Here is a 23,962-nt window from a genome sequence, read left to right on the forward strand (position 1 = left end):
GAAGAGGGTATAAGACCGGTATTTCTCCTCTCGCGATTCTGGTAATTCTGAGAATTAGTTGTCGTTCGACGGCTCATGGAGGTCTCCTTTCGACGGAAACCGTCCATAGTCAATGAACCTGGACGGCAAGATACCTAACGACTGTCCAAAGAGCAAATAGGCAAAGAGCTTGCCGAACCGCGGACCGGGGATGACCATCAGATTTGTGGAGATAGTAGAAGGAGCTCAAGAGTTAAACCCGTAGACGAGTATCGAATCGGATACCGAAGAAGACAGAAAGATACGAGCGAAGAAGATTTTTCGATTTGTCGGGACGGACTCCAGCAAAAGTAACGAGTCCGTAAGACAGTGGTGCGCATGTAATGCGGAGCGATCTCACGGTATGCAGCTTGAGAAGCAGCTTCTCGGGGAGCGTACGCTGTTTCGACAGTGTTTACGTAGTAGTTTGGTTTTGATTATTTTGTGATGAAGGAAGAAGAATTCGATGGCTGTGACTCTCCTCCGGCACCGGCTGGGGCGAGAGATCAGCCGATTTCGCTCATGCCATGATGTAGAGCTGCCATATCGTCATGGAGGGAACATACGGAAGTTCAATCGCCCTACCATACAGGCGTGATAAGTAAGATATCCTGAATCTTGCCGCCTGTCGAACTACAAGCCATTGATCTAGAGGGCTTGTTCCTTGACAGGTGAAAAGCATTCTTGCTAGCCTGGCTAGTTATTTCTTAAACTAAGCGTCTGATCATCTCTCCAGACCAGGCTATAGGTTCAGTGACTTTCCAAGAACTCATTCTTGCCCTTCATCGATTCTGGGGCGATCAAGGGTGTGTCATTCATCAACCCTATGACATGGAAATGGGTGCCGGCACCTTTCATCCGGCCACATTTCTGCGATCACTCGGACCAGAACCCTGGCGGTCGGCCTATGCCCAACCCTGCCGGCGCCCGACCGATGGCCGCTATGGGGAAAACCCGAACCGTCTTCAGCACTATTACCAATACCAAGTCGTGCTGAAGCCTTCTCCGGACAACATCCAAGAGCTGTATCTGGACAGTCTGGCTCGGCTTGGGATCAATCCGAAACACCACGACATCCGCTTCATCCAAGACGATTGGGAATCGCCGACGCTGGGGGCCTGGGGATTAGGATGGGAAGTAAGACTGGACGGGATGGAGATCACTCAGTTTACGTACTTTCAGGAGATCGGTGGGATTGAACTGAGCCCGATCACCGGCGAAATCACCTATGGCACGGAACGCATCGCGATGTATCTCCAGGGAGTCGACAACGTCTTTGATCTCGCCTGGACCGACCGTGTCACATATCGAGACATCCATCACGAGACCGAAGTACAAGGGTCGCGCTATAACTTCGAGCAGGCGGACGTGGCCATGCTCATGCAAGCGTTCCAGGCGAATGAAGCGGAGTGCAAACGATTGCTTGCGCAGACCGATCAGCGTCTGACGCTGTCGGCTTACGATTACTGCATCAAATCATCCCACCTGTTCAATCTGCTGGATGCCCGAGGGGCGATCAGCGTCGCTGAACGGACGGGCTACATCGCTCGGGTGCGGGCTCTCGCCAGGCAATGCGCCGAGCGCTATCGCGATGAGCGGGCGGCGATGGGACATCCGTTGATGAAGGCGCAGGTCACGCATCGATGAGCCGCACACCCGTCAAGAAACGGCAGCAACGGACTCTGCCGGCCAAAGCCCACGCCGAGTTATTGTTCGAGATCGGCACGGAGGAACTGCCGTTCGAATTTATCGTTCCAGCCGCGGCATCTCTTCGAGAAAGTGCCGACCGTCTCTTGCATGACGCGCGATTGACCTTCGAATCGATCAACACCTATGCGACACCTCGACGGCTGGTCTTGACCGTCGATCGCTTGGCCACCCATCAAACAGCCGTCGTCAAGGAAACAATGGGGCCGTCAAGAACGGTAGCGTTTGATCAAGCCGGCCAGCCTACGAAGGCGGCCATAGGGTTTGCTGCCGGCCAGGGTGTCCCTGTGGAGAGCTTGGAGACTCGTGAAACGCCAAAAGGCCAATATCTTTTCGCGGTGAAGCGTGATGGGGGGCGAGCGACGGCGACGCTTCTCCCTGAATTGCTGCCACAACTGATCGAAAAAATGTCGTTTCCGAAAGCCATGAAGTGGAACGAAACGGGTCTACGGTTCGCGAGGCCCGTGCGATGGATCGTTGCCTTGTTTGGGGGGAAGGTGGTGCCGGTACAGGTGGCCGGCATCAAAGCCGGCAATCGGACATACGGTCATCGCGTGATGGGCAACGGAAAGCCGATTACCGTGAAGGATTTCAAGACCTACACCCATGGGCTTGAGCGGCAGGGAGTGATCATCGAGCCCGACCGCCGCCGAACCACGATTCGTGAGCAAATCGACCGTCTTTGTGCCAAGGCCGGGGTCGGACTGAATGCCGATGCATCCCTCCTCGATCAGGCGGTATATACGACGGAATGGCCTTGCGCCGTCCTGGGCAACTTCAAGCCGGAGTATTTGGCGGTTCCTCAAGAAGTCTTGATGACCTCGATGAAAGAACACCAAGGATTTTTCTCGATCAGGGATAAGAAGTCCGGCAAGCTGGCGCCGCAGTTCATCGCCGTTGCCAACAATGAAGTCAAAAATATGTCGCTGATCCGCGCGGGGAACGAGCGAGTGCTGGCGGCACGATTGGCGGATGCGAAGTTTTTCTTCGATGAAGACCGAAAAGTGAGGCTGGAGGAACGGGGGAGAAAACTCACCGGCGTCACGTTCCATCAGAAACTCGGTACGATGGCCCAGAAGCAGGAGCGAATCAGAAAACTGGCTGTCTTGATCGCCGCTCATCTGGATCCTGGACAGGATGCGTTACGGCAAGTTTGTGATCGGTCGGCGGCTTTGTCCAAAGCCGATCTGCTGACGGGGATTGTGGGTGAGTTTCCTGAACTGCAAGGCATCATGGGGGGCGAGTATGCCCTACATGATGGAGAGTCGACTGCGGTGGGCCAGTCGATTCGAGAGCAATATCTGCCTAAGGCGATTGAAGGAGAATTACCCAAGACACCGGCCGGGCAGATTCTTTCCCTGGCAGATCGGCTGGATTCTATCGCCGCATTTTTCCATGTGGGGATCGTCCCGACGGGATCGGAAGATCCTTTTGCATTACGCCGTCACGCCACCGCGATCGTGAGGATCGTGCTTGAGGGGAACCTTCGAATCAATCTCCGAACATGTATCGATCATGCCATGGATATCGTGGCGAAGGACGGATTCAAAGGCGCCCCGGGATCGGAACGGGAAGCACGCCTGCGCATCACAGAGTTTATCTTTGAGCGGGTTCGACACTACGGCCGGATCGTGTATGCCTTGCGCGATGACGTCATCGAGTCGGTGTTGAAGCCGGCGCATGACAACGCGATTGACCTCGTCGATCTTGTCCAGAAAATGAAGGCGCTCGAAGCCGTGACGGAAAAGCCGGAGTTCGATTCCTTGATCGTAGCGTTCAAGCGGGCGCACAGGCTTGTGGAAAAAGAACAATGGACCCAGGAAGCGGTCGACGAGGCGCGGTTTCAGGACGCTGCCGAAACTGCGCTCTACAAAGCCGTCACGAACGAACGCGGCCGGATCGAGGCTTCGGTCAAAGCCGGCGAGTACGGCCGGGCACTGGACGCGCTGGTGGGTTTCAAGCCCGCCGTCGATGCCTTTTTCGAGGCCGTGATGGTGAATGCCGAGGACAAGGCCGTTCGCAGCAACCGGCTGTCGCTGCTCAAAGAGGTCGATGGGCTGTTCATGTCATTCGCGGACTTTTCCCAGATTGTGGTACAAGGACGGTAGGTCAAATCGGACCAAGAGACAGGCATCCGGCCGGCGAGGCGTAAGGCAAAACTGGAGGTGCCATGGATCAGCCGATGACGGACAGCCGCCGTCGGGCGGACAAGGTCCGGCGATTTTCCCTGGCAGTCTCGGTGGCCTTGATCGTGCTCTGTAATGCGATCCTTCTCGCCGGGCTCAGACTCAGCGGCATCAACTTGGATGACTTGGTGAAGACACCCGATCTGTTCAATGCCAAACAGGATGTGTGCCTTCAGCTTAGGTGGCAGTCATTGCCTGGCGCGAATGAACCTGTTCAGCTCTGTTCGGAATGGCTCAATCTTTCCGATCCTAGTGGAAGGACCCACTATCTCCAACCTGACACGAAGCTCAAGAAGGGGGCCGACGGTCAATACCATGTCGATGAAGGTATTCAAGCGGATTACCGGTTACTGATGCTGATGCTGTTTGTCACCGTCACTATCGTCGGTGGCGTCAGGGCGAAGTGGTTCCTCGTGAACCGCTATCGGCTTCGTTTGGAATCAACCGATGGCCGGCGTGCGTCGCCCGCTCATTGACACGGACTTGTTTCAGGAGGCTGCGGAGAACCTTGTTGCTATCGGTCGTATGGCCGAAGTTTCCGTAGAATGTTAACGCCAGATAATTTCAGGATGCTCAAAAGGGCTGTCCAGCAAGGCCGCAGCGAGCGAAGTGGCGAGGCGTACGCTTCGGTACGTTGAGCCGCTGAGCGATGCGAGAACGCCGCTGGCAGGATTTTTCAGCATCCTGCGAGAAGGAGAGGTCACGTGGCAAAGAAATACGTCTACTATTTCGGTGATGGCAAAGCCGAGGGCACCTCGAACATGAAGGAGTTGCTCGGTGGAAAAGGCGCAGGGCTGGCCGAGATGACCAATTTGGGTATCTCAGTCCCGCCTGGGTTTACGATTTCCACCGAAGCCTGCGTCGAGTATTACAGGATCGGCAAGCAATACCCCCAAGGAATGTGGCCTGCGACGTTGCAAGCGCTTAAACGTGTCGAACGATCGATGGGCATGGGATTCGGGAATCCTGAACGGCCGTTGCTGGTCTCAGTTCGATCCGGCGCGCGAGCCTCCATGCCGGGCATGATGGACACCGTGCTGAACGTCGGCCTCACGACGAAGACCGTGGAGGGTTTGGCGGTAAAAACGCGGAACGATCGGTTCGCCCAGGACAGCTATCGGAGATTCGTGTCGATGTTCGGCAGTATCGTGATGGGTGTGCCTCGCGAGCATTTCGAAGCCATCCTCAAACACAAGAAAGCCGAAGTCGGGGTCGCGCACGAGACGCATTTGGATGCCAGGCATCTCCGCGAATTGGTTGCAAGTTTCAAAGCCCTCATCAAGGAAGAAACGAAAAAAGATTTTCCGGATGAGCCACTCGAGCAACTGGAACTGGCGATCAACGCCGTCTTTTCGTCCTGGTTCGGCGCGCGCGCCATTACCTACCGCCGGTTGTACAGCATTCCCGATTCCTGGGGAACCGCGGTGAACGTGGTGGCGATGGTCTTTGGGAATATGGGGGAGACAAGCGGCACGGGGGTGGCCTTTACGCGGAGCCCGAGTTCCGGCGATCGGGCCTTCTTCGGTGAATGTTTGATGAATGCGCAAGGCGAGGATGTCGTGGCGGGGATCCGAACCCCTCTTCCGGTGAGTGCCCTCGCGAAAAATGTCCCTGACGCTTACAAGGACCTCGAACATACGTATAAGAAGCTCGAAAAGCACTACCGGGATATGCTGGACCTCGAATTTACGATTCAGGAAGGCAAGCTGTATATGCTGCAAACCCGTGTCGGCAAGCGGACGGGGATTGCGGCGGTGAAGATCGCCGTGGATATGGTGAAAGAAGGGGTCATTTCCAAGCAGGAAGCGGTGCAGCGTATCGGGGCCGATCAACTCGCGCAGTATCTCTATCCGATTTTCGACTCCAAAGAAGAATCGAAATCGAACCCGCTGGGGAAGGGGTTGCCGGCCGGGCCGGGCGCAGCCGCGGGGAAGATCGCGCTGACCCCTGATCGCGCGGTTGAACTGAGAGCGGCGGGCAATCGCGTCGTGCTCGTCAGGCAGGAGACCAGCCCGGATGATATTCACGGGATGAACGCGGCGGCCGGTTTCTTGACGGCGCGCGGCGGGATGACGTCTCATGCCGCCGTAGTCGCACGGCAGATGGGCAAGGTCTGTGTCGCAGGGTGTGACGCGGTCGAGGTGCTGGACAGCCAAACGGTGAAGATCGGCGCCAAGACGTTCAGGGAGGGAGATTATCTCTCGATCAACGGATCGACCGGCAATGTGTATGAGGGCGATATCCCGGTCGTCGAATCAGAAATCATTCAAGTCATTCAGGGGAAGCTGGATCCAAAAAAGTCCGACAAATATCAACGGTTCGCGACGATTCTGTCCTGGGCCGACGGTTTCCGCAGGCTTCGCGTCCGTGCGAACGCCGACGTGCCGGACCAGGCGAAGATCGCCAGAGGGTTCGGCGCGGAAGGCATCGGCCTGTGCCGGACCGAACACATGTTTTTCGCCGAGGATCGCATTCTGATCATGCAGAAGATGATCTTGGCCCGAACGAAAGAAGAGCGTGAAAAATACCTGGATCAGCTGCTGCCTCTGCAGAAGCAGGATTTCGTCGGACTCTACCGAGAGATGAAAGGGTATCCCGTGACGATTCGCTTGCTCGATCCGCCGCTCCATGAGTTTTTGCCCAAGCGGGAAGAGCTGATGGTCGAGATCGCCCAGCTGGAATTGACGGGACATGACGGGGCCAAGCTGGAAGAACAGCGCCGGCTTCTGGCCAGAGTCGAGGAGCTGCACGAATTTAATCCGATGCTCGGTCTTCGCGGATGCCGGTTGGGGATCACCATGCCTGAAATCACGCGCATGCAGGCGAGAGCGATCATGGAGGCCGCCTGCGAGCTGGCGAAAGAGGGCGTGAAGATCGTTCCCGAGATCATGATTCCGCTCGTGGGCATGGTCTCGGAGATGAAGTCGCAGAAAGATCTGATCCGTGAAGTGGCTCAAGAAACGACGAAGCGCTACGACGTGAAACTGTCGTACCTGATCGGGACGATGATCGAATTGCCCCGCGCAGCCGTCACCGCCGAACACATCGCCAAAGAAGCCGAATTCTTTTCGTTCGGGACGAACGATCTGACGCAAACCACGTTTGGGTTTTCGCGCGATGATGCGGCAAAATTCATCGACCATTATCGAACCGTCAACATTATGGAATCGGATCCGTTCGCCGTGTTGGACCGGGAGGGAGTTGGATCGTTGATGCGCCAGGCCATCGCCGGAGGCCGGCAAACCAGGTCCGATATCAAGTTGGGCATATGCGGCGAGCACGGGGGTGATCCGAGTTCCGTGGAGTTCTGCCATGAACTGGGCTTGGATTACGTGAGCTGTTCGCCGTATCGAGTGGCGATTGCCAGATTGGCCGCTGCGCATGCCGCTCTGGCGGAAGCGGATGCCAAGAAGTCCGCTCAACCCGCTACGTCGTCACGAGTGAGGTCGACGAAAGTACGCCCGAGTCGCCGTCGATCCCGCGTGGCCCGAAAAAGACGGTGACCAAAAAGATCCACGACCTTCGCTATATGACCCTGGCCCTTCGCCTGGCCGCGAAGGGCCGGGGAACGGCAAGCCCAAATCCGATGGTTGGGGCCTTGGTGGTTCGTCAAGGTCGCATCATCGGACAGGGTTTTCATCTCCGGCCTGGAACTCCCCACGCAGAAATCCTCGCACTGCGGCAAGCAGGGCATCGTGCCCGAGGGGCGACGCTCTATGTCACCCTTGAGCCTTGTTGCCACCTGAAGAAGCGCACGCCTCCTTGTGTCCCTGAAATCGTCCGGTCCGGGGTCCGCCGCGTGGTCATCGCGATGCATGATCCCAATCCCTCGGTGAAAGGAAGAGGGATCAAGCAGCTTCGCCAGAGTGGAATGTCCCTCACGATCGGAGTTGCGCGGTTGGAAGCGGAAGAGCTGAACAAAGCCTACTGCCATTTTATGAAGACCGGGCGCCCCTATGTGATGCTCAAAGCCGGTATGACCCTTGACGGAAAGCTGGCCACGGCGACAGGGGAGTCGCGGTGGATGACGGGCGTGACGTCTCGCCGGGAGGCGCATCAGCTTCGCCGTGATGCCGATGCCGTATTGGTTGGAGTCGGAACCGTTCTGGCCGATGATCCTTCGCTGACCGCGAGAATCGGGACGAAATTCGAGACGTTGGCGGCACGGCAGCCTCTCCGGATCGTCGTGGACAGCCGGCTGCGCACTCCGCTCAAGGCGCGAATCCTGACACAACAAGACCGAGCAAAAACCGTTATTGCCACAACTGCCGCGGCTCCACGGGCGCGGCGCTCAGCTTTCGAAAAGAAGGGTCTCGAGGTTCTCATCCTTCCCGCTGTACGGGGCCGTGTGTCGTTGCCTGTTCTACTCACACGACTCGGTCGGCGCGGTATGATGTCTGTATTGGTGGAAGGCGGAGGTGAAGTGAACGCCGCGATGCTGAGAGGTAAGTTGGTCGATCATATTCGTTTCTATGTGGCGCCGGTGCTTCTTGGTGGTCAAGATGCCAAAGGCATCATCGGTGGGAAAAGTCCGGCTCGGCTCGCAGGAGCGATCAAGCTGCGTCATATGGTGACACGATCCGTTGGTGATGACATCGTGGTGGAAGGAGATCTGTGACGGCACGGATCAGCGCTCTCATCCTGTCAGTGCTTATTACGGTCGGCATGGGTTCCGGTTTCGCGGAGGTGTCGGAACCATCCGCCAAGACTCTTACTTCGCTGATCGATAGATTTCTCGATACGGACAATAGTGATGAGGCGGAACGCTTACTCTTGAGCATTCTTTCCGATAAGAATGCCTCCGTCGAGTCGGTATCTCAGATCTTAACAGCAGGACGAACCTATCAGAGCCAACCTGTCGGCACGCTTCCTGACGAACAGATCGTGGTCCGGGGACGGACGTACCCGCTGTCGATGCTGATTCCGACGACGTATCAGGCGTCGAAAAGCTATGCCTTAGTCGTGTGTTTACATGGATACGGGTTTACCGGAGAAGAGTATTTGGAACGATGGCGAGCACGGTTGAGCAATGACTATCTGTTGGCCTGTCCCACCTATCCCTCCGGCGCGTGGTTTACAAGGCAGGCCGAAGATTTAGTGCTGGAAACGATCCGGCAAGCTCGCTGGCGGTATCATATCGACCCGGATCGGATTTTTCTCACCGGCATGTCGAACGGGGGGATCGGTGCCTGGCTGATCGGCATGCATCATGCGCCGCTGTTTGCAGGGCTCGCGCCTATGGCCAGCGGACTGGATAACGTGCTGATGCCTTTCCTAGCCAATCTTCGCAACACTCCGGTCTATATCATTCATGGAGCGAAAGATCAGGTCATGCCCGTGGACCTCAGCCGGTCGATCGCCCGAGAACTGGACGCGCTTGGCTATCCGTACGTGTACCGTGAGCATGAGCGCGAGCATCCCATCGCCGGAGGCCACTATTTCCCGAAAGAAGAACTGCCGGACCTTGTTGCCTGGTTCGATAGCCGGCGCCGCGAACCGCTGCCGTCGAGACTGACTCTCGTGCGCGATGCCAGCCATTTTCAGCCGTTCAACTGGGTGAGGTTGGAATCAACCGACCCCATCGCCGCGTTTTCAGAAGACCTGGTCGACAAACGTGATGAGCGAATCAAGCGCCGTGAATATGCCAAGATCGACGCGGCGATTGTTGGAAACAATCGCATCGAGGTCGTTGCCGAGCGCGTTCAGCGGTACAGCTTGTTTTTGAACGATCAGCTCATTAATTTCTCCGCCCCGCTCACGGTGATGACGAACGGCCGTCTTTCGTTCGAGGGAACGGTTTCGCCGTCGGTTGAAACCTTGCTGCGACAAGCCAGATTACGGCAGGACCCTGAGCGGCTCATTCCTGTCCATCTCACGATCGCCATAGAGAAGCCGACTTCATGAGCTCCACGCGGCAATTCACACCGCGACACGTAGCGAGCATGCTCGCCGTTGGGTTCGGAGTGGGGATTGTTTTGTCGGCTGGACCTGGGCAGTCCGAATCCTGTCCATTATCGGAGGTTCATGCCGGACTGACCTTTCCCGTTCAGCGAGTGGATCCGAGCTGGGCGTGTAAGCTGCAAGCCATTATCCAGGACCATACAACCGAAAGCAGGGTAGGCCCGGTCCGAGCCGCACTCTCTGAACCGATGTATCGGCATTTGCTGGATCACCCTCCATTTACTGCGGCGTTGATGAGGCGCCTCAAGCTTGGGTTATACCAGTCAGAGGGCCGAGGCCCAGGTCGCTTCTGGGGTGATGATGGTGAGGGGACCAAAGGCATCGTGGAGCTTGTGTATGAGGATGCCACGTCCCGTATTTATTATCTCGAAGGATCGCACGAGAGCCGGCTGCTCCCGCATGTCACAGGAAAAGCGGTCGTCTTTCTCCGGGCAGATCTCGTGAGCAATGCAAATCGTGAAGAAATGATGGACAGCACATTGGTCGCGTATACGAAGCTGGACAATCGTTTCCTCTCAGGGTTGGTTTCCCTGCTGCATCCGCTCGTCACCCGCATTGTCAAAAGCAGATTGCAAAAAGGGGTGGAGACCGTCAATAGATTGGGTCTGGCGATGAGACGAGACCCCCAACGGGTATTGGTAGCGGCCATGGATCCGCCACCATTGCAAGAGCATCACGTGGCCTTCTTGAAAACGGCGCTCATCCCCCTTCAAGATATCGATAAAGCGATTACCCGCGACAAATCCATCCCATGACCACTGCCCGTAGTTTCACGCTGCTCTGCACCGTCGGTGTGTTCTGTTTCATCAGTTACAATATGGTGCGCATGCCCGTGTTGGCGCTGTTCGCGGAGTCACTGGGCGCCGGACCCGAGCGAATCGGACTGATTGTCTCGGTTTCGACCTTGACCGGTGTCCTTCTCAAGCTTCCGTCCGGGGCATTGTCCGATATCTATGGGCGACGGTTGCTCCTGCAGATAGGGGTCATTGCGTTCGGTGTGCCGCCGTTTATCTACCCGTTCGTGTCGGACTTGAACGTCCTGACGGCTCTCCGGATGTTTCATGGCTTGGCGACGGCCATCTTTGCCCCCAGCGCCTTGGCGACCGTGGCGGACTTGTACCGGGAACGGCGCGGTGCCGCGCTGGGTACGTATACCGCGTGCACACAATCCGGTGCGCTGCTCGGGCCGTTCATCGGCGGCTATTTTGTCTATCAAGCGGGGTTTTCCTCGGCATTCGTCACAGCCGGGATATTCGGCTGTATAGCCGGCATCATTTTCTACAGCCTTCACCTCACGCCACCGCCTCCGAGACTCCGCGAAAAAGGGCTAGCCCCTGTGCTGGTGGAAATGTGGAAAGGGTTTGCCGTCGTCGTGCGGAATAAGAAGGTCTTGGTGACCAGTTCCACGGATGCGGCCAAGATGATCGCGAATGGCGCCTTGATGGCATTTCTGCCGCTGTACGGTATCTCCGTTGGGCTCAATCCGGGAGAGGTGGGAACGTTGTTCACGGTCCAGGCGTTCACGTCGTTTTTTTCCAAGCCGATTATGGGCCGGATATCCGACCGAGTCGGCCGCCAACCGCTGATCGTTCTCGGCCTGCTGATCTGCGCCGGAACCTTTGTCCTCATCCCGCAAGTTTCGATGTTTCCTCTTATGCTTGTGTTGTCCGCCGGTTTTGGTTTCGGCGAGGCGGTCGTGTCTTCGTCTTCATCAGCGCTTGTCGCAGACAGTTCCGAGTTCAAGACACTCGGGGCGGGTATGGGGATGCAGGGGACGATCATGGATATCGGGCACGCCAGTGGACCGTTATTGGCGGGCGTGCTGATTGCAAACCTGAGTTATCCCATGGCCTTCGGCATCATTGCCGGGATACAACTGGTGGCAGCGAGCGTGTTCTGGGTGGCGATGAAGCGAATGTAGACGCTGCTATCTCGATGAGGGCTGCGATATAATTGGCGCATGATGAGAGAGATTGCGGCTGAGAATCTTGTGATCGGCACGCTGGCTGGTCTGGGCGTCGTTGTGTTGCTTGTGCTGTTCGTCTATGTGGTGAAGCAGATCATTATGAGGAAAGACTGATGTTCTCCGGCATCGTCGAAGAAATGGGCGCAATCACTTCCCTGGGGAAAACGCTTGCGGGAACCAAGCTCACGATCCTCGCCTCGACTGTGATGAGCGACCTCAAGATCGGTGACAGTGTCAGCGTGAATGGAATCTGTCTCACAGTCGTATCGAGAACCGAGCATGACTTTTCCGTGGAGGTCTCACCTGAAACACTCTCCGTGACGACGCTCGGTAGCTTTGCAGTGGGAATGCCGGTGAACCTAGAGCGAGCCATGAGGCTCAACGAACGCATCGGCGGGCATCTGGTGGCCGGCCATGTGGATGGGGTCGGCACCATCCGGGGACGACATCAGGACGCTAACGCGATTATTTTCACCATCGAAGCCCCTCAGCATATATTGCGGTACTGTGTCGTGAAAGGCTCCGTGACCGTCGATGGCATCAGCCTAACGGTGAACGAGGTGAGCGACAAAGCCTTTTCCGTGACGATCATTCCGCATACGGCGAAAGTGACGACGCTCGGTCTCAAACAGGTCAACGATCTTGTGAATCTTGAATCAGATCTCATCGGGAAGTATGTCGAGCGTTTGCTTCAAGAGCGCGACCAGCTTCCTAAACCCGTTATCAGTATCGATAAAGACTACCTGCAGAAACGTGGACTGATCTGACTTGCGGAGATTAGCCTTCAGCTACCGGCAGTCAGTCTAGATAGGGAACGCTGCCTCACACGCAGCTGAGTTAACCCTCTCCGATTCCAGCGTACTCAACCATCTCGCAAAATGTAATCAATTCTCAGAAGCCTCGGCTGGTGAGACTTGACGGAGTCTGCAGATCGGCCGAGAATATGCCGCTCTGGTGTCGATTCCTCACGAACCAGGAATTACTCGGTCACAAGAGGACGCCAGCTCCAGGATGATTTACACCATGTCCTGATCAACAGAGCTTACGGGGTTAGAAGTCCAATCGATGATCTGTAAATCGGTTTATCCGGTCTGTATATCATATCAACGCGAAAACGATGCTGGATCCCAACGTGCGTCAAGTCAATTGGTCAGGGCAGATCTCCATTGCCTGCCTGCGGAGATAGGAGAATACTGAGCTAGTTGCTTCTGCGGGATTATACCGGCTGTTTAAGCATTGTTGGACAGTAACGAAGATTGGCTATGGGCGACACGCCATACAAGGTAGTGTCTGATCGAATGGCCGCTGCTCAGATTCTTGAGGCGCACGGTGCCTACCATGCATTTTGGGGTGCCGGTTTGTCGGTTGAGGCTGGCGTTCCCACCGCCAATCAAATCTGCCAGCAGATCGCGAAAAGTCAGTTGCGTCTTCACGGGTTTGGAGAAGACGCCCCTTTCGATTCGCCAGACGCCCGCGCGTGGCTTGCGGAGAATCTCGCTTGGGATCGCAGTGATGAGAGATATGCCAAATGTATTCGTACGCAGTACGCCAATCCGGCTGACCGAGTCGACTTCTTTCGCAGAGCTTTGACACGCGTAAGTCCATCATTTGCCCATCACGGCGCAGCCATCCTCATGAATGAGGGTATTTTAGGTCGGACTTGCCTGACAACAAACTTCGACAAGCTACTTGAAAACGCCTTCGCCACTCAGGGAATTCGAGAGTGTCAGCCTCTTCGCACAGGAAGCGAGGTGCAATTTTGGAGGCCGGATCCGGAACGTTGCTTCTGTATGAAGCTACACGGCGACTACGACACGCACAACGTTTTGAACACAGATGAGGAGACGGTTCGGATTGATGAAGCGCTCCGTACCCGTAGTTCGCGGCTTCTAGAGCACCAAGGCCTAGTAATAGTTGGATTGGCTGGGTATGAAAAGAGTGTGTACAGCTTCTTTGAGGACCTCACTATGGAATCTAGTCTCAGTAGCGGTACCTTCGACAGAGGCCTTCTTTGGGGAGTATTTGTAGGCTCCAAGCCCCGTGAACCAATGGACTCAATGAAGCTTGAGAATACTGTTCGCGAGGCAATCCACCTGGGCGAGATTGGTCCTGAGATCAAAAAGATGATGACTCGGATGGCAACTTCGCGGGTCCAGTTTGCATTTTTCCCCGTGTTTGGTAGCGGTCAGTTTCTTATTGATTTGATTGAATTGTCAGGCGATCGGCGTGTGATCGGCCGTGCAGAGCCATATTTGGATCACGAAATGCGCCTACGGAGGGTGTTTGCCGGTGCGAACCTACCACCTCAGCGCGTGGATGAGCACATCCGTAAACTCAAGCGACCGAACCCTGGATCCACAAACCCTGATGAACAGGGCCCAAGCGTCGAACGCGCATTCGAGTTGACGCGAAAAGGCAGGAACGTGTGGGTAGCTTACGGGGATATCGCAAGTCGATCATATCTCGGGAACGAGAGTTTCAATGGCCATGTCCGAGCTGTTGTGAGTCCAGACGACACATTCCTTAGTGTTGGCGGCGGTGTCGCGGTTGCGCTTGCTGATAAAGCAGGAATGCGCACCACGCTCCACGAGGTGAGCAAGTTCGCCCCTGTGCCACAAGGTGAGAGCCGAGTAACGTCAGGAGGGTTCTTGCCAGTCCATTACATCATCCACGCTGCAACAATCGAGGTCTCTATTGACGGTTATCGAGTCACCGGTGCCGACGTTCGTAGAACATTTAAGGATGTCCTTCGCCGGGCAGCCGCGCTTGGTGTTGGTGTGTTGTCCGTGCCACTGCTCGGAACTGGCGTTGCAGGATTGTTGCCCGAAGACTCCTTCCGTGGACTTCTCGAGGGCTACAACGACCTGTCCGATGAATCCAACCCAACAACAGTCGTGTTCGTTGTCTATCGAGAGGCGCAACTGGCACGCTCCGATGCTCGGGCAATGGTCGAGCGGATTCTTGGTGCCGATGATAGCGCTTGGTCGGACGAACCGTGGCCCTCTTCGGTGGTGCCTCGTGTGTCTCTGTGACATCATTGCTCAGCATTCGAGACCTCAGTCGAACGAGGGTGAAATCATGTGACATTTTTGAATATTATTTTCCGTTCACGTTTCCATGAAGGATCGAACGCCTTCCGAGCCGAGGACGGGCATGAGATCGAGTTGCTGATTGATGAAGCTTGCGAGACGCAATTTGGGGTAGTCGTTCTCACCCGCTCAATCGTACCGCGCTGGGACGCGCTTCCACCAATAGCGTGCAACCGAAGGGCAACCTGAATGATGGATGGAGCAGTGGCCTCCTTACCACATACGCAGGAAGCCACCACTGTTAAGCCATGGAGGATGCACAGCGGCGCCTTCCGAGGCCTTGGTGAAAGAGGACACGCTTCGGCGAGGGGTATACACATAACCAACAAGGATAACGGCTGCCAAGCCGTCGCGCTCCACAGGACGAGTGATATGTCGATCCACATAAGAACCGGTGAAGAAGAATCATACGGTTGCAACTTGTGAAAACGACGACACAATCGGCATACGATGCGTAAACGTTCGTCGCGGATTATGGGGCGCAACACTGCTGTATGCTGCGCTTATGCGGATCGGCCTAAACATAGTTGGGCTCGAAAGATCTGATACTCAACATCTTCGCCGCGGGATGAAATGGAGGGCATCATGGAAAAGCGAGTCTTTGTCAGCGCGACTACCAACAAACGTCTCGACGAACGTCGGCGACTCCTAAAGGTGGCAATTCTTAACAAGGTTCGCCAGGCCGGTTACTCTCCCCAGGAGTTCTGGGAGTCGGGCATTCCAGAAAACCTATCGTGGAGCTTTGAGAAGGTCGACTGCGTGATGCGACAGTGCGTTGGGGCTATAGTAATCGGATTTCCCAGATGGACGATCTCTGAGATCAACACCATGACGAAACTAGTGGGAGAATTCAACCATTATGAGGGCGCTGTGGCCCTGACACATGGACTGCCCGTGCTGTTGCTCAAGGAGGAGGGGGTTGAAGATCGGGGGATTGTCTGGAACGGAGGAGGAAGGACCATAACTTATGTACCAGAGACCGCAGATGATAAGTGGGTCGAAGGGCCGGACTTCACAAAGCGCTTCAACGCGTGGGTGCGTGAGCTGAGCGCGAGGAAGGACATCTTCCTTGGTTATTGCAGCAAAAGTGCCGGTATGGCCGCTCAGATCCAGCTACGGCTTGAGAAGCTAGGTGCATCAGTTTTGAACTGGGCTATGGATTTCCGAGCCGGAGGTTCAATCCTCAGCGAGATTGAGAACGCACGTGCCGCATGTTCTTGTGGCGTCTTCCTTTTCAGCGAGGATGACCCTCTCGAAGGGGCGCCCGGAGTAGCGGCGCCACGAGACAACGTCGTATTTGAGTCTGGGTACTTCATGAGTTCGAAGGGACCAGAGAGATGCTTAATTATCAGGCATGGAGACGCGAAGATGCCAGCGGACGTCGGTGGAGCGATCTATGTTCACCTAGCTAAGACGGCCGATGTCAATTCAATCGAAGGGCGCCTAAGCGATTTCATTGCGAGGAATCTCTGATACTTCGAAGTCAAACGGGGAGCGTCATAAACCATATCCCACCGCCGCTGCAGACGACGCAGCAATTCGGCACGGCTAATACCGGAGGTTAGTCCGACATGAATTTGTAGATGACAGTACCAGAATCTACGTGAGACAGGGAGGATCTCATGACTGATCCTTGGGCCGATCTACCCAACCGTTGTTTCGTTTCACACTCTTACCAAGACTTAGACGGCGTTGCAGAGCTTGCGAAGCTGGCCAAGAAGGCGAAGAAGCACCCAAAGCTCGTCATATTTCGGCGTGTTGAACCTGACCCCGCCCACGCTGTGAGCGATACCATCGTGCCCCGCATTCTCGACTGCGACGCGCTAATATACTTGCGTGGAGGCGCATCCGCGTCCTCGTTCTGGGTGTCTTTCGAACGCGACTATGCATTGCGGGCCGGACGCCACGTCTACGCCTACGACCCTTTTACTGGTCTGCTGGTCCGGGATACTTCCAGCCCCCTCGAGTTGGAGGTACGCGTGATGTTTCATAGTGAAGACGAGAAACGAATCGCTACCCTTTTCGACTGGATGAAGAAGAAGCGCAGCGTTAATCTTGAGGAGGCGAGGTCCCACACATCGACGGGCGGTGTCAGTGGCGATATTCTCTATCAAATGGAGAGGCTTTTGGTCGAGGGTGGACCCATTCTCTGGCTCGGAAGCAAGCGAGTGGCCATGCCGATGACCAGTTTTGCCGTCCAGATGGCGCCGTCGATGTCAACTGACTTCCGGAACGACTTCATCGAGTGCCAGCTCAAAGAACATATCGACAACGATGGCCTCCAAGTCCAGGAGTTTATTGCGGAGGCCAATGAGGACTTCTATGAGGAGATGGATCCCTACATTTTCACACCAGAGATCATGGTTCGGATTGACCCGAGCTTGCCCAGTTCCTGGCAACTTCCTGGTAGTTCCCTCCTCGACCTGCTCAAGGGGAAGACCAAGTCCTTCGACTGGAACCGGATTGACGACCTCATCATCCGACTATATGCAGTATTGTTGCAGCAGCGACGGCGGCGAACAGCGAGTCCCCCTGAATCCAACGCTGTCTCGGTCGAAGACCTAGGCTTGTTAGTTTTGTACTGGGACGAGAGCCCGGAGTGGATGGGGCGGATCCGAATCGGAGGTCCTCGGAATCCTCAAGGGGCTCGGATCGCCATCAATGAGCGATGGTGGCTTGGACGTTGGGATGGTCAGAAGCTCTTCCACGAGTGTGTACTTCTCCTGAGCAAGATATTCGCGAAGTCACCCAGTCGAGTTTCTCGTCAGACCCACCCGCATCTTTTGTTCGACGAGGATCTTGCTCCGGCCTCTGCTCTCGCCTGGCTTGTAGAACCAGCTGTTGTCGAGCTCTCGCTGGTGTTTGAAGGACCGTACTCGATGGTGTGTGTGCGGCGGTACCCAATCGCGGGCACCAAGGATGGTCTACTAGATCTGACAGACCAAGGGATTACTTGAACAACATGTCGCGAGGGTTGAGCAAAAGAGTGAGGGGCGGATCTTGACCCGTGCATAGCGCAGGAATGCCAGCTGAATCATGCCACTTAAGACTCCAGCACGCGCCATGTTAGTTAGTCACTGCCGCACTTAAGCGATTCTTAATCTGCCTCGATCCTAAGGCTGGTTCTTGGCCGAAGCACGGAAGGCGAAGTGAAGTGCGAGGCCGAGAACGAGAGAGACGAAAAGCCCCACACCCAACTGAGCATCGAAGCTTAGCGGCCCGATGTAAACCTTGTACAGTTGTAGGCAGACGAGGGGGAAAACCACGGCCAAGGCAAGGCTCAGCAGGTGCCACCTGAGATAGATCGGCTCACCTGGTTTTCTTCCCCACTTCATGCCGAAAGACTCGCCGCGCGGTTCTGCTACTTGAGCAAGAATGCTTTGGAATCTTCGCCGGAAGCTGTTGTGACGGTCACAATCACAAGACCCTTACGACTGATGGTCGGGACGGTGGCCACGATCGTGGACTCGTTGCGCATCGTAAAAACGGCGGCTTGGCCCGGGCCGAATGACACGCCGCGCAAACATTCGGGCGAGCCGAACTGCATGCCCTTGATGGTCACTTTGGCGCCAGGCTTTCCTTCATCAGGAACCAGCTTGGCGATCTGCGGAGCGACGCCGAAGCAGGCTTTGGCCTTTGCGGCGGTTTCAGCTGAGTGAAACTTGGGTTCCGTCTTCGGTTTGATGGTCTTGGATTGTGGAGTCGCTTTGAATTTCTGGTCCTCGGCAAACGTGAGGTCCGGGCCGATGACTTGCCACGGCAGGGTGAGTGCACCGAACAAGAGTGCTGCTGTAAAAATGGTTGGTTGCGCCATTGTGATTCCCTTCAATGAGTTCAGGATAGATCGTGTGTCACTGGTCTGTACGTTATTCCTCGATGGTCGAAATATCTCCCGGGTCTTGTCCCAGCTCTTTTGCTTTGAGCACTCGCCGCATAATTTTTCCGGACCGGGTTTTCGGGAGCGAAGCCACGATGTCGATTTCAGACGGGACCCCGATCTTGCCCAATTCCTTCAGGACTTGATCCTTGATCGACTTGATCAAGGCCGGGCTTTCGGTTTCTCCTTGTTTCAGGATGATGAAGGCTTTGATCGACTCGCCGACTGTCTTGTGGGGTTTGCCGATCACGGCAGCCTCCGCGACGGCGGGATGGCTGACTAACGCGCTTTCGACTTCGGCGGTGCCAAGCCGATTTCCGGCCACCTTAATCACGTCATCCGCGCGGCCCATGAACCACAGATAGCCGTCTGCGTCCTTGTGGCAGACATCGCCGGCGGTATAGCAATTGGGGATGGTGGTCCAGTAGGTTTTGTAGCGTTCAGGATCCTTATAAATAGTGCGCATCATGGCGGGCCAGGGTTTCTTGATGACGGCGAAACCACCGGCATTGACAGGGAGGGAATTCCCCTCACGATCGACGACATCGGCTTCAATCCCAAAAAACGGTCGCGTGGCCGAGCCGGGTTTCAGCGGCACGGTGGGAAGAGGGGTGATCAGGATCGATCCTGTTTCGGTCTGCCACCAGGTGTCCATGATGGGTTTGTCCTCGCCCGTGACACGATGAAACCATTCCCACGCTTCCGGGTTGATCGGTTCTCCTACGCTTCCAAGGATGCGGAGCGTCGAGAGATCGAATTTCTTCGGCCAGTCTTCGCCGTAGCGCATGAGCAGGCGGATGGCTGTCGGGGTCGTATAGAAAATCGATACGCCATACCGTTCAATGAGGTCCCACCATCGGCCGGGATTCGGATAGTCCGGCTTGCCTTCTGCGGTCAAAATCGTGGCGCCGTTGAGCAGCGGGCCATAGACGATATAGCTGTGGCCTGTGACCCATCCTGGGTCGGCCACGCAGAAGTACACGTCGTCGTCTTTCAGGTCGAACACATACTTCGTCGTCGTATAGGTGCCGACCATATATCCGCCATGCACATGGACAACGCCCTTTGGCCTCCCGGTGGTGCCGGACGTATAGAGAATATAGAGCGGCGTTTCGGCGTCCAACGGCTCCGCTTCACAGACCGGTCGCTCAGAAGCCAGCCATGCGTTCCAGTCGATTTCCTTTGGGGCAGCAAGGGACGGATTTTGCGTTTGGCGCTGGACGACAACGACATGGTTGACCGTCGGGCAAGTCTTGAGTGCCTCGTCCACGACGGGCTTCAAGTGGATGGCCTTGCCGCGGTCGAACCCGACATCGGCCGTAATCACAACCTTGGTTTCCGCGTCGTTGATACGGCTGGCAAGGGCCGGAGCGCTGAAACCCGAATAGACGACGCTGTGGATGAGGCCGATCCTGGCGCAGGCCAGCATGGCGACGACCTGTTCGGGGATTTTGGGCAAGTAGATGGTGACGCGATCACCTTTCTGGAGCCCCAGCTTTTTGAGAGCGTTTGCGCAGCGGTTGACCTGCCGATAGAGTTCGCTATACGTAAAAATTCGTTCTTGATCGTTTTCGCCCACCCAGATCAGCGCGACTTTATTCTTGCGCCAGGTCTTCACGTGACGGTCAAGGCAGTTATAGGCAATGTTACATCGTGCCCCGACAAACCATTTGGCCCATGGATAGTCCCAGTCGAGGACCTTGTCCCAAGGAGAGAACCACTCGAGCTCCTTTGCGGCCTCGCTCCAAAACCCTTCCGGGTCGGCGATGGATTTCTTGTATTCGGTTTCGTAGTCTTTGATGTAGGCTGCGGCTATTGTCTTGGGTGTCGGCCGGTACGTCCGGCTTTCCTTCAAGAGGGTTTCGATCTTGTCGCTCATGGCAGAAGGGTCTCCTCCTTCAAGGCGGTCAACCGCAAAGACACAATTATGGAGAAACCCGAGGACACCTGCAACCATACATTTTCTCGAGGACTCTATTCGTTCCGGCCGCGCCCGGCCTCCCTCTTGCGTTTCTTGACACGTGTCGAAGCCGGGGATAGGCTGATTTGACGTCGCTGCAAGACATCTTATGAAACGCTGCGTGATCAATGTGTTGGGTCTCTTTCTGCTGGTTGCTCACGTGTCCGGTATTTTCTCGATCGGCGCCCCGTCCACCGCTGAAGCTCAATTGGGAAAACCGGAAGGTCTTTATTACAAATCTTGGGCCATCATTATCGGAATCGAGAACTATGTTCTTGCGCCGTCCATTCCGGGAGCGATCAACGACGCCAAGAAGGTCGCCGAGGCGTTCCGGCGATTGGGGTTCGACGAGGTGGTCGAACTGTACGACAAGGATGCAAGCGGCCGACGTCTACATCAGCTGTTGCACGACATGTTGCCGAGAAAAGTAGGGCGCATGGACCGGCTGGTTCTTTTCTATGTGGGTCATGCCGGGTCGATACAAGATGCTGACGGGCAAGATCGGGGATACCTGGTTCCATTGGATGCACAACTCAATAACGCAGCCAAATCGATTACGGTCGAGCATCTCAAAGAGTTTACAAGGAGGTCGGCTTCGAAACACACACTGCTCATTCTGGATGCGCCGGTCTATGGGTGGGAGACAACCGAACCACAGGGACTCTCCTTGGAAGGACGGGTTGGCCCGGAGTCGGACACCGAGCGCCGGGCGGTTCAGGTCATCAGCGCGGCCAGTAAAGGAGAAGTCTCCGGTCGCTTCGATCACAGTAGCCGCTTTATTCAGACGCTGTTGAACGGACTTTCAGGGTCTGCAGATCTGGACGGAAACGGCTGGCTCATGGCCTCCGAGCTCGGCACCTATCTCGTGCAAGAGGTCGGTGCGGTCTCCAAAGGATCACAGCATCCGACCAGTCTACGAATCGACGGTGATGGCGACACCGTGCTGATCGAAGGAAAAAAGTCGGCATTTACGCTTGGAGCCGGACCTCGGACTCCTTTCGAACGGCAGCAGGAAGCCAAGGTTCAATACGAACGTGCCTTTGCGCTGCTGCAGGAAGGAAAGTCGACGGAAGAAGCGGTCGAGCGGCTGGACCGGGCGATTGGGTATGATCCGACCTACGGTGATGCCTACGTGCTGAAGAGTTATGTCCTGTTAGAGGTGATGCCGAACCTTGATGAGGCCCTGAACGCCGGTCTTCTTGCGGTCAAATACGCGCCGGACAACCCGGATTCATTCTACACGCTGGGATTGATTCACGAAAAGCGGAGAGAGTTTGCTGACGCCGAGGCGGCCCTCCGGCAAGCAGTGCGCGTGAACAACGGGTATCAAGACGTCTACTTTGCATTGGGGGCGCTGTACGCCGATCATCTCAATGATCAGCCCAAGTCAGTGGAGGCATTTCGCCGGTACGTAGAGCTGGGCGGCACACATGCTCGGGCTCATGCTGCCGTCAGTCAGGCAGATCACGCTCCAAAGCCCTAGCAGGCTGTTGAAAAAGTCTTCCAGCTTCGTTCTCACGTTGCTCAGAGGCTCAACGTACGGGACTGAGTACGCTTCGCCTCCTCGCTCGTTGCGGCCTTGCTGGAAGGTCTTTTTGAACAGCCTGCGGGCTCTTGTGAGTCCATAAACAGGAAATTAGTTTGTCGAAAACCGGTTAGTCAGCTTCACCACCCTTGAGATATCCGAGGCCGATCTTCACGGCTCGCCGAGTGATCTCCGCCCAACGCTCTTGAGGGTAGGCCGAGAGTACTGCGGCGGTTTTTGGATCTTGGATATCAAGGTTAAGAATGCTAATGATGCCGTCCTCAATTTGGATCTCTGCCACAGAGTCTTCTCCTTATCGATAGTGCGGCCGCACGAAGCGCGCGTTGCGTTGACTGCCCAAAAATCGCATGCTAGCATGATTCGAACGTTTTTGCGCGGGATGTTATACGTACAGCAATTATACTTATTCACCCTAAGGAGGATTGTATGATCAGGTCACAAGCGATTCGTTCAAGACTGGTCGGATCCGGTCTTGCCGTCCTTCTCATCCTGGGACTTGTGGCTTGTGGTGGTCCTCCCAAATGGGTTCAGCAGGGGTCAGGGGCATTTAACGAGAAAGATACGAAGGCATTCTATGGCGTGGGGGCGGTAGCCGGGGTACGGAATGCGCCGCTCGCCTGGGACACGGCGGAAAACCGCGGCAGGGCGGAAATTGCCAGGACGTTTGAGACCTATACCGGATATCTGATGAGAGACTACGCCGCGTCGACCACCGCGGGGGATTTCACCCGGAATACGGAAGAGCAGAATGTCGAGAGAGCCATCAAGACCATCACGACCACGACACTCAGCGGCGTCCGTAAGATCGATCAGTATATGGATCCCAAGACCAATACCTATTACGTCTTGACCAAGTTGAGCTTGGAGGACATGAAGAATAATTTGGAGCAGGCCAAAGAACTCAATTCCCAAGTCCGGGATTTCGTGCGGAAGAATGCCGATCGTTTGTTTGAACGGTTGGAGAAGGAAGAAGAAAAGCGAGGTGTGCACTAATCTCGACGCATGAGACATCTATTCCTTCCCGGAGGTCTATCGTGATGCAACCGTGTCGTCCTTCTCTTGTCGTCATGCTTGGTGCGGCCCTCGCTTTGTTCGGATGCGGACAGGCAACCAAGGTGACTCGTGTCGACGCAGGGGTCGTCACTGATTTGAGCGGCAGGTGGAATGATACGGATTCCAGGATGGTGGCGGAGGCGATGGTCAAAGAGGCGTTACAATATCCCTGGCTCGGAAATTTTGAGAAGGCGAACCAGCGGCAGCCTGTCGTCGTCGTCGGGACGGTATTGAACAGCAGCCATGAACATATCAGCGTGCAGACGTTTATTACGGATCTGGAACGGGAGCTCACCAATTCTCAAAAAGTCACCTTCGTAGCCGGTAAGGGTGAGCGTGACGAAGTTCGAACCGAGCGGAAAGAGCAAGCTATTTATGCTCGTGAAGAAACGCAGAAAGCCCCCGGGAAAGAGATCGGGGCGGATTTCATGATGAAGGGTACGATCGCCACCATTCTCGACGAAGTCGACGGAACCAAAGCAGTATTTTACCAGGTGGATCTTCAGATGATCGATCTGGAGAACAATGCCAAGGTTTGGTACGGACAGAAGAAGATCAAGAAAGTGGTGGAGAAGAAACGCACGATCTTTTAGGTTCCA

18 protein-coding genes are annotated in these 23,962 nt (G+C 55.7%); 15 read left to right on the forward strand and 3 right to left on the reverse strand.

Annotation, left to right across the window (positions count from 1 at the left end; genetic code table 11):
- Positions 1-771: 771 nt before the first annotated feature.
- The 12 genes from H8K04_06200 (at position 772) to H8K04_06255 (ending at position 17,884) form a co-directional block, all read left to right on the forward strand.
- Positions 772-1,665 (forward strand): glycine--tRNA ligase subunit alpha, encoded by an 894-nt coding sequence (locus tag H8K04_06200; protein ID UVT17137.1) that lies wholly within the window; start codon positions 772-774, stop codon positions 1,663-1,665.
- Positions 1,662-3,833: a glycine--tRNA ligase subunit beta gene (locus H8K04_06205; GenBank protein UVT17138.1), complete on the forward strand. Its 2,172-nt coding sequence runs from the start codon at positions 1,662-1,664 to the stop codon at positions 3,831-3,833. Before H8K04_06200 ends, H8K04_06205 begins: the two co-directional genes overlap by 4 nt.
- A 62-nt stretch (positions 3,834-3,895) precedes the next feature.
- Positions 3,896-4,387, forward strand: a complete 492-nt coding sequence (locus H8K04_06210) for a hypothetical protein (protein UVT17139.1) — start codon at positions 3,896-3,898, stop codon at positions 4,385-4,387.
- Between the two features lie 228 nt (positions 4,388-4,615).
- Entirely contained in the window at positions 4,616-7,414 is a 2,799-nt protein-coding gene (locus H8K04_06215; GenBank protein ID UVT17140.1) for a pyruvate, phosphate dikinase, read from the forward strand.
- A 26-nt stretch (positions 7,415-7,440) separates the two neighbouring features.
- Positions 7,441-8,529: a bifunctional diaminohydroxyphosphoribosylaminopyrimidine deaminase/5-amino-6-(5-phosphoribosylamino)uracil reductase RibD gene (gene ribD / locus H8K04_06220; protein UVT17885.1), complete on the forward strand. Its 1,089-nt coding sequence runs from the start codon at positions 7,441-7,443 to the stop codon at positions 8,527-8,529.
- Positions 8,526-9,815 (forward strand): hypothetical protein, encoded by a 1,290-nt coding sequence (locus H8K04_06225; GenBank protein UVT17141.1) that lies wholly within the window; start codon positions 8,526-8,528, stop codon positions 9,813-9,815. The genes ribD and H8K04_06225 overlap by 4 nt, the downstream gene beginning before the upstream one ends.
- Positions 9,812-10,627, forward strand: coding sequence for a hypothetical protein (locus H8K04_06230; protein ID UVT17142.1), 816 nt, complete (start codon positions 9,812-9,814; stop codon positions 10,625-10,627). Before H8K04_06225 ends, H8K04_06230 begins: the two co-directional genes overlap by 4 nt.
- On the forward strand, positions 10,624-11,793 hold the full coding sequence (locus tag H8K04_06235) for an MFS transporter (GenBank protein ID UVT17143.1): 1,170 nt from the start codon (positions 10,624-10,626) through the stop codon (positions 11,791-11,793). The genes H8K04_06230 and H8K04_06235 overlap by 4 nt, the downstream gene beginning before the upstream one ends.
- A 158-nt stretch (positions 11,794-11,951) precedes the next feature.
- Positions 11,952-12,605 carry a riboflavin synthase gene (locus H8K04_06240; GenBank protein ID UVT17144.1) on the forward strand — a complete coding sequence of 218 codons (654 nt, stop codon included), beginning with the start codon at positions 11,952-11,954 and terminating at the stop codon, positions 12,603-12,605.
- Between the two features lie 495 nt (positions 12,606-13,100).
- Complete coding sequence (locus H8K04_06245) at positions 13,101-14,870, forward strand: macro domain-containing protein (protein ID UVT17145.1); 1,770 nt, start codon at positions 13,101-13,103, stop codon at positions 14,868-14,870.
- Between the two features lie 642 nt (positions 14,871-15,512).
- On the forward strand, positions 15,513-16,400 hold the full coding sequence (locus H8K04_06250; GenBank protein UVT17146.1) for a nucleotide-binding protein: 888 nt from the start codon (positions 15,513-15,515) through the stop codon (positions 16,398-16,400).
- 149 nt (positions 16,401-16,549) lie between these two features.
- A complete protein-coding gene (locus H8K04_06255; protein UVT17147.1) occupies positions 16,550-17,884 on the forward strand; it encodes a hypothetical protein in 1,335 nt (444 codons plus the stop codon).
- A 404-nt stretch (positions 17,885-18,288) separates the two neighbouring features.
- Here the strand turns inward: H8K04_06255 and H8K04_06260 are convergent, their stop codons facing one another.
- Together H8K04_06260 and acs are read right to left on the reverse strand one after the other, a co-directional pair.
- Positions 18,289-18,741: an IPT/TIG domain-containing protein gene (locus H8K04_06260; GenBank protein ID UVT17148.1), complete on the reverse strand. Its 453-nt coding sequence runs from the start codon at positions 18,739-18,741 to the stop codon at positions 18,289-18,291.
- Positions 18,742-18,793: 52 nt separating this feature from the next.
- On the reverse strand, positions 18,794-20,683 hold the full coding sequence (gene acs, locus H8K04_06265) for an acetate--CoA ligase (GenBank protein UVT17149.1): 1,890 nt from the start codon (positions 20,681-20,683) through the stop codon (positions 18,794-18,796).
- 190 nt (positions 20,684-20,873) lie between these two features.
- On the opposite strand from acs, the gene H8K04_06270 reads away from it, so the two are divergent.
- Positions 20,874-22,247, forward strand: a complete 1,374-nt coding sequence (locus tag H8K04_06270; GenBank protein ID UVT17150.1) for a caspase family protein — start codon at positions 20,874-20,876, stop codon at positions 22,245-22,247.
- A gap of 172 nt (positions 22,248-22,419) precedes the next feature.
- Here the strand turns inward: H8K04_06270 and H8K04_06275 are convergent, their stop codons facing one another.
- Positions 22,420-22,590: a hypothetical protein gene (locus H8K04_06275; protein UVT17151.1), complete on the reverse strand. Its 171-nt coding sequence runs from the start codon at positions 22,588-22,590 to the stop codon at positions 22,420-22,422.
- A gap of 146 nt (positions 22,591-22,736) precedes the next feature.
- Here H8K04_06275 and H8K04_06280 point away from each other — a divergent pair, with 146 nt between their 5' ends.
- Together H8K04_06280 and H8K04_06285 are read left to right on the forward strand one after the other, a co-directional pair.
- Positions 22,737-23,303 carry an LPP20 family lipoprotein gene (locus tag H8K04_06280; protein ID UVT17152.1) on the forward strand — a complete coding sequence of 189 codons (567 nt, stop codon included), beginning with the start codon at positions 22,737-22,739 and terminating at the stop codon, positions 23,301-23,303.
- A 44-nt stretch (positions 23,304-23,347) separates the two neighbouring features.
- A complete protein-coding gene (locus H8K04_06285; protein UVT17886.1) occupies positions 23,348-23,956 on the forward strand; it encodes a penicillin-binding protein activator LpoB in 609 nt (202 codons plus the stop codon).
- Positions 23,957-23,962: the final 6 nt, after the last annotated feature.

Source organism: Nitrospira sp., assembly GCA_024760525.1.
GTDB lineage: Bacteria > Nitrospirota > Nitrospiria > Nitrospirales > Nitrospiraceae > Nitrospira_D.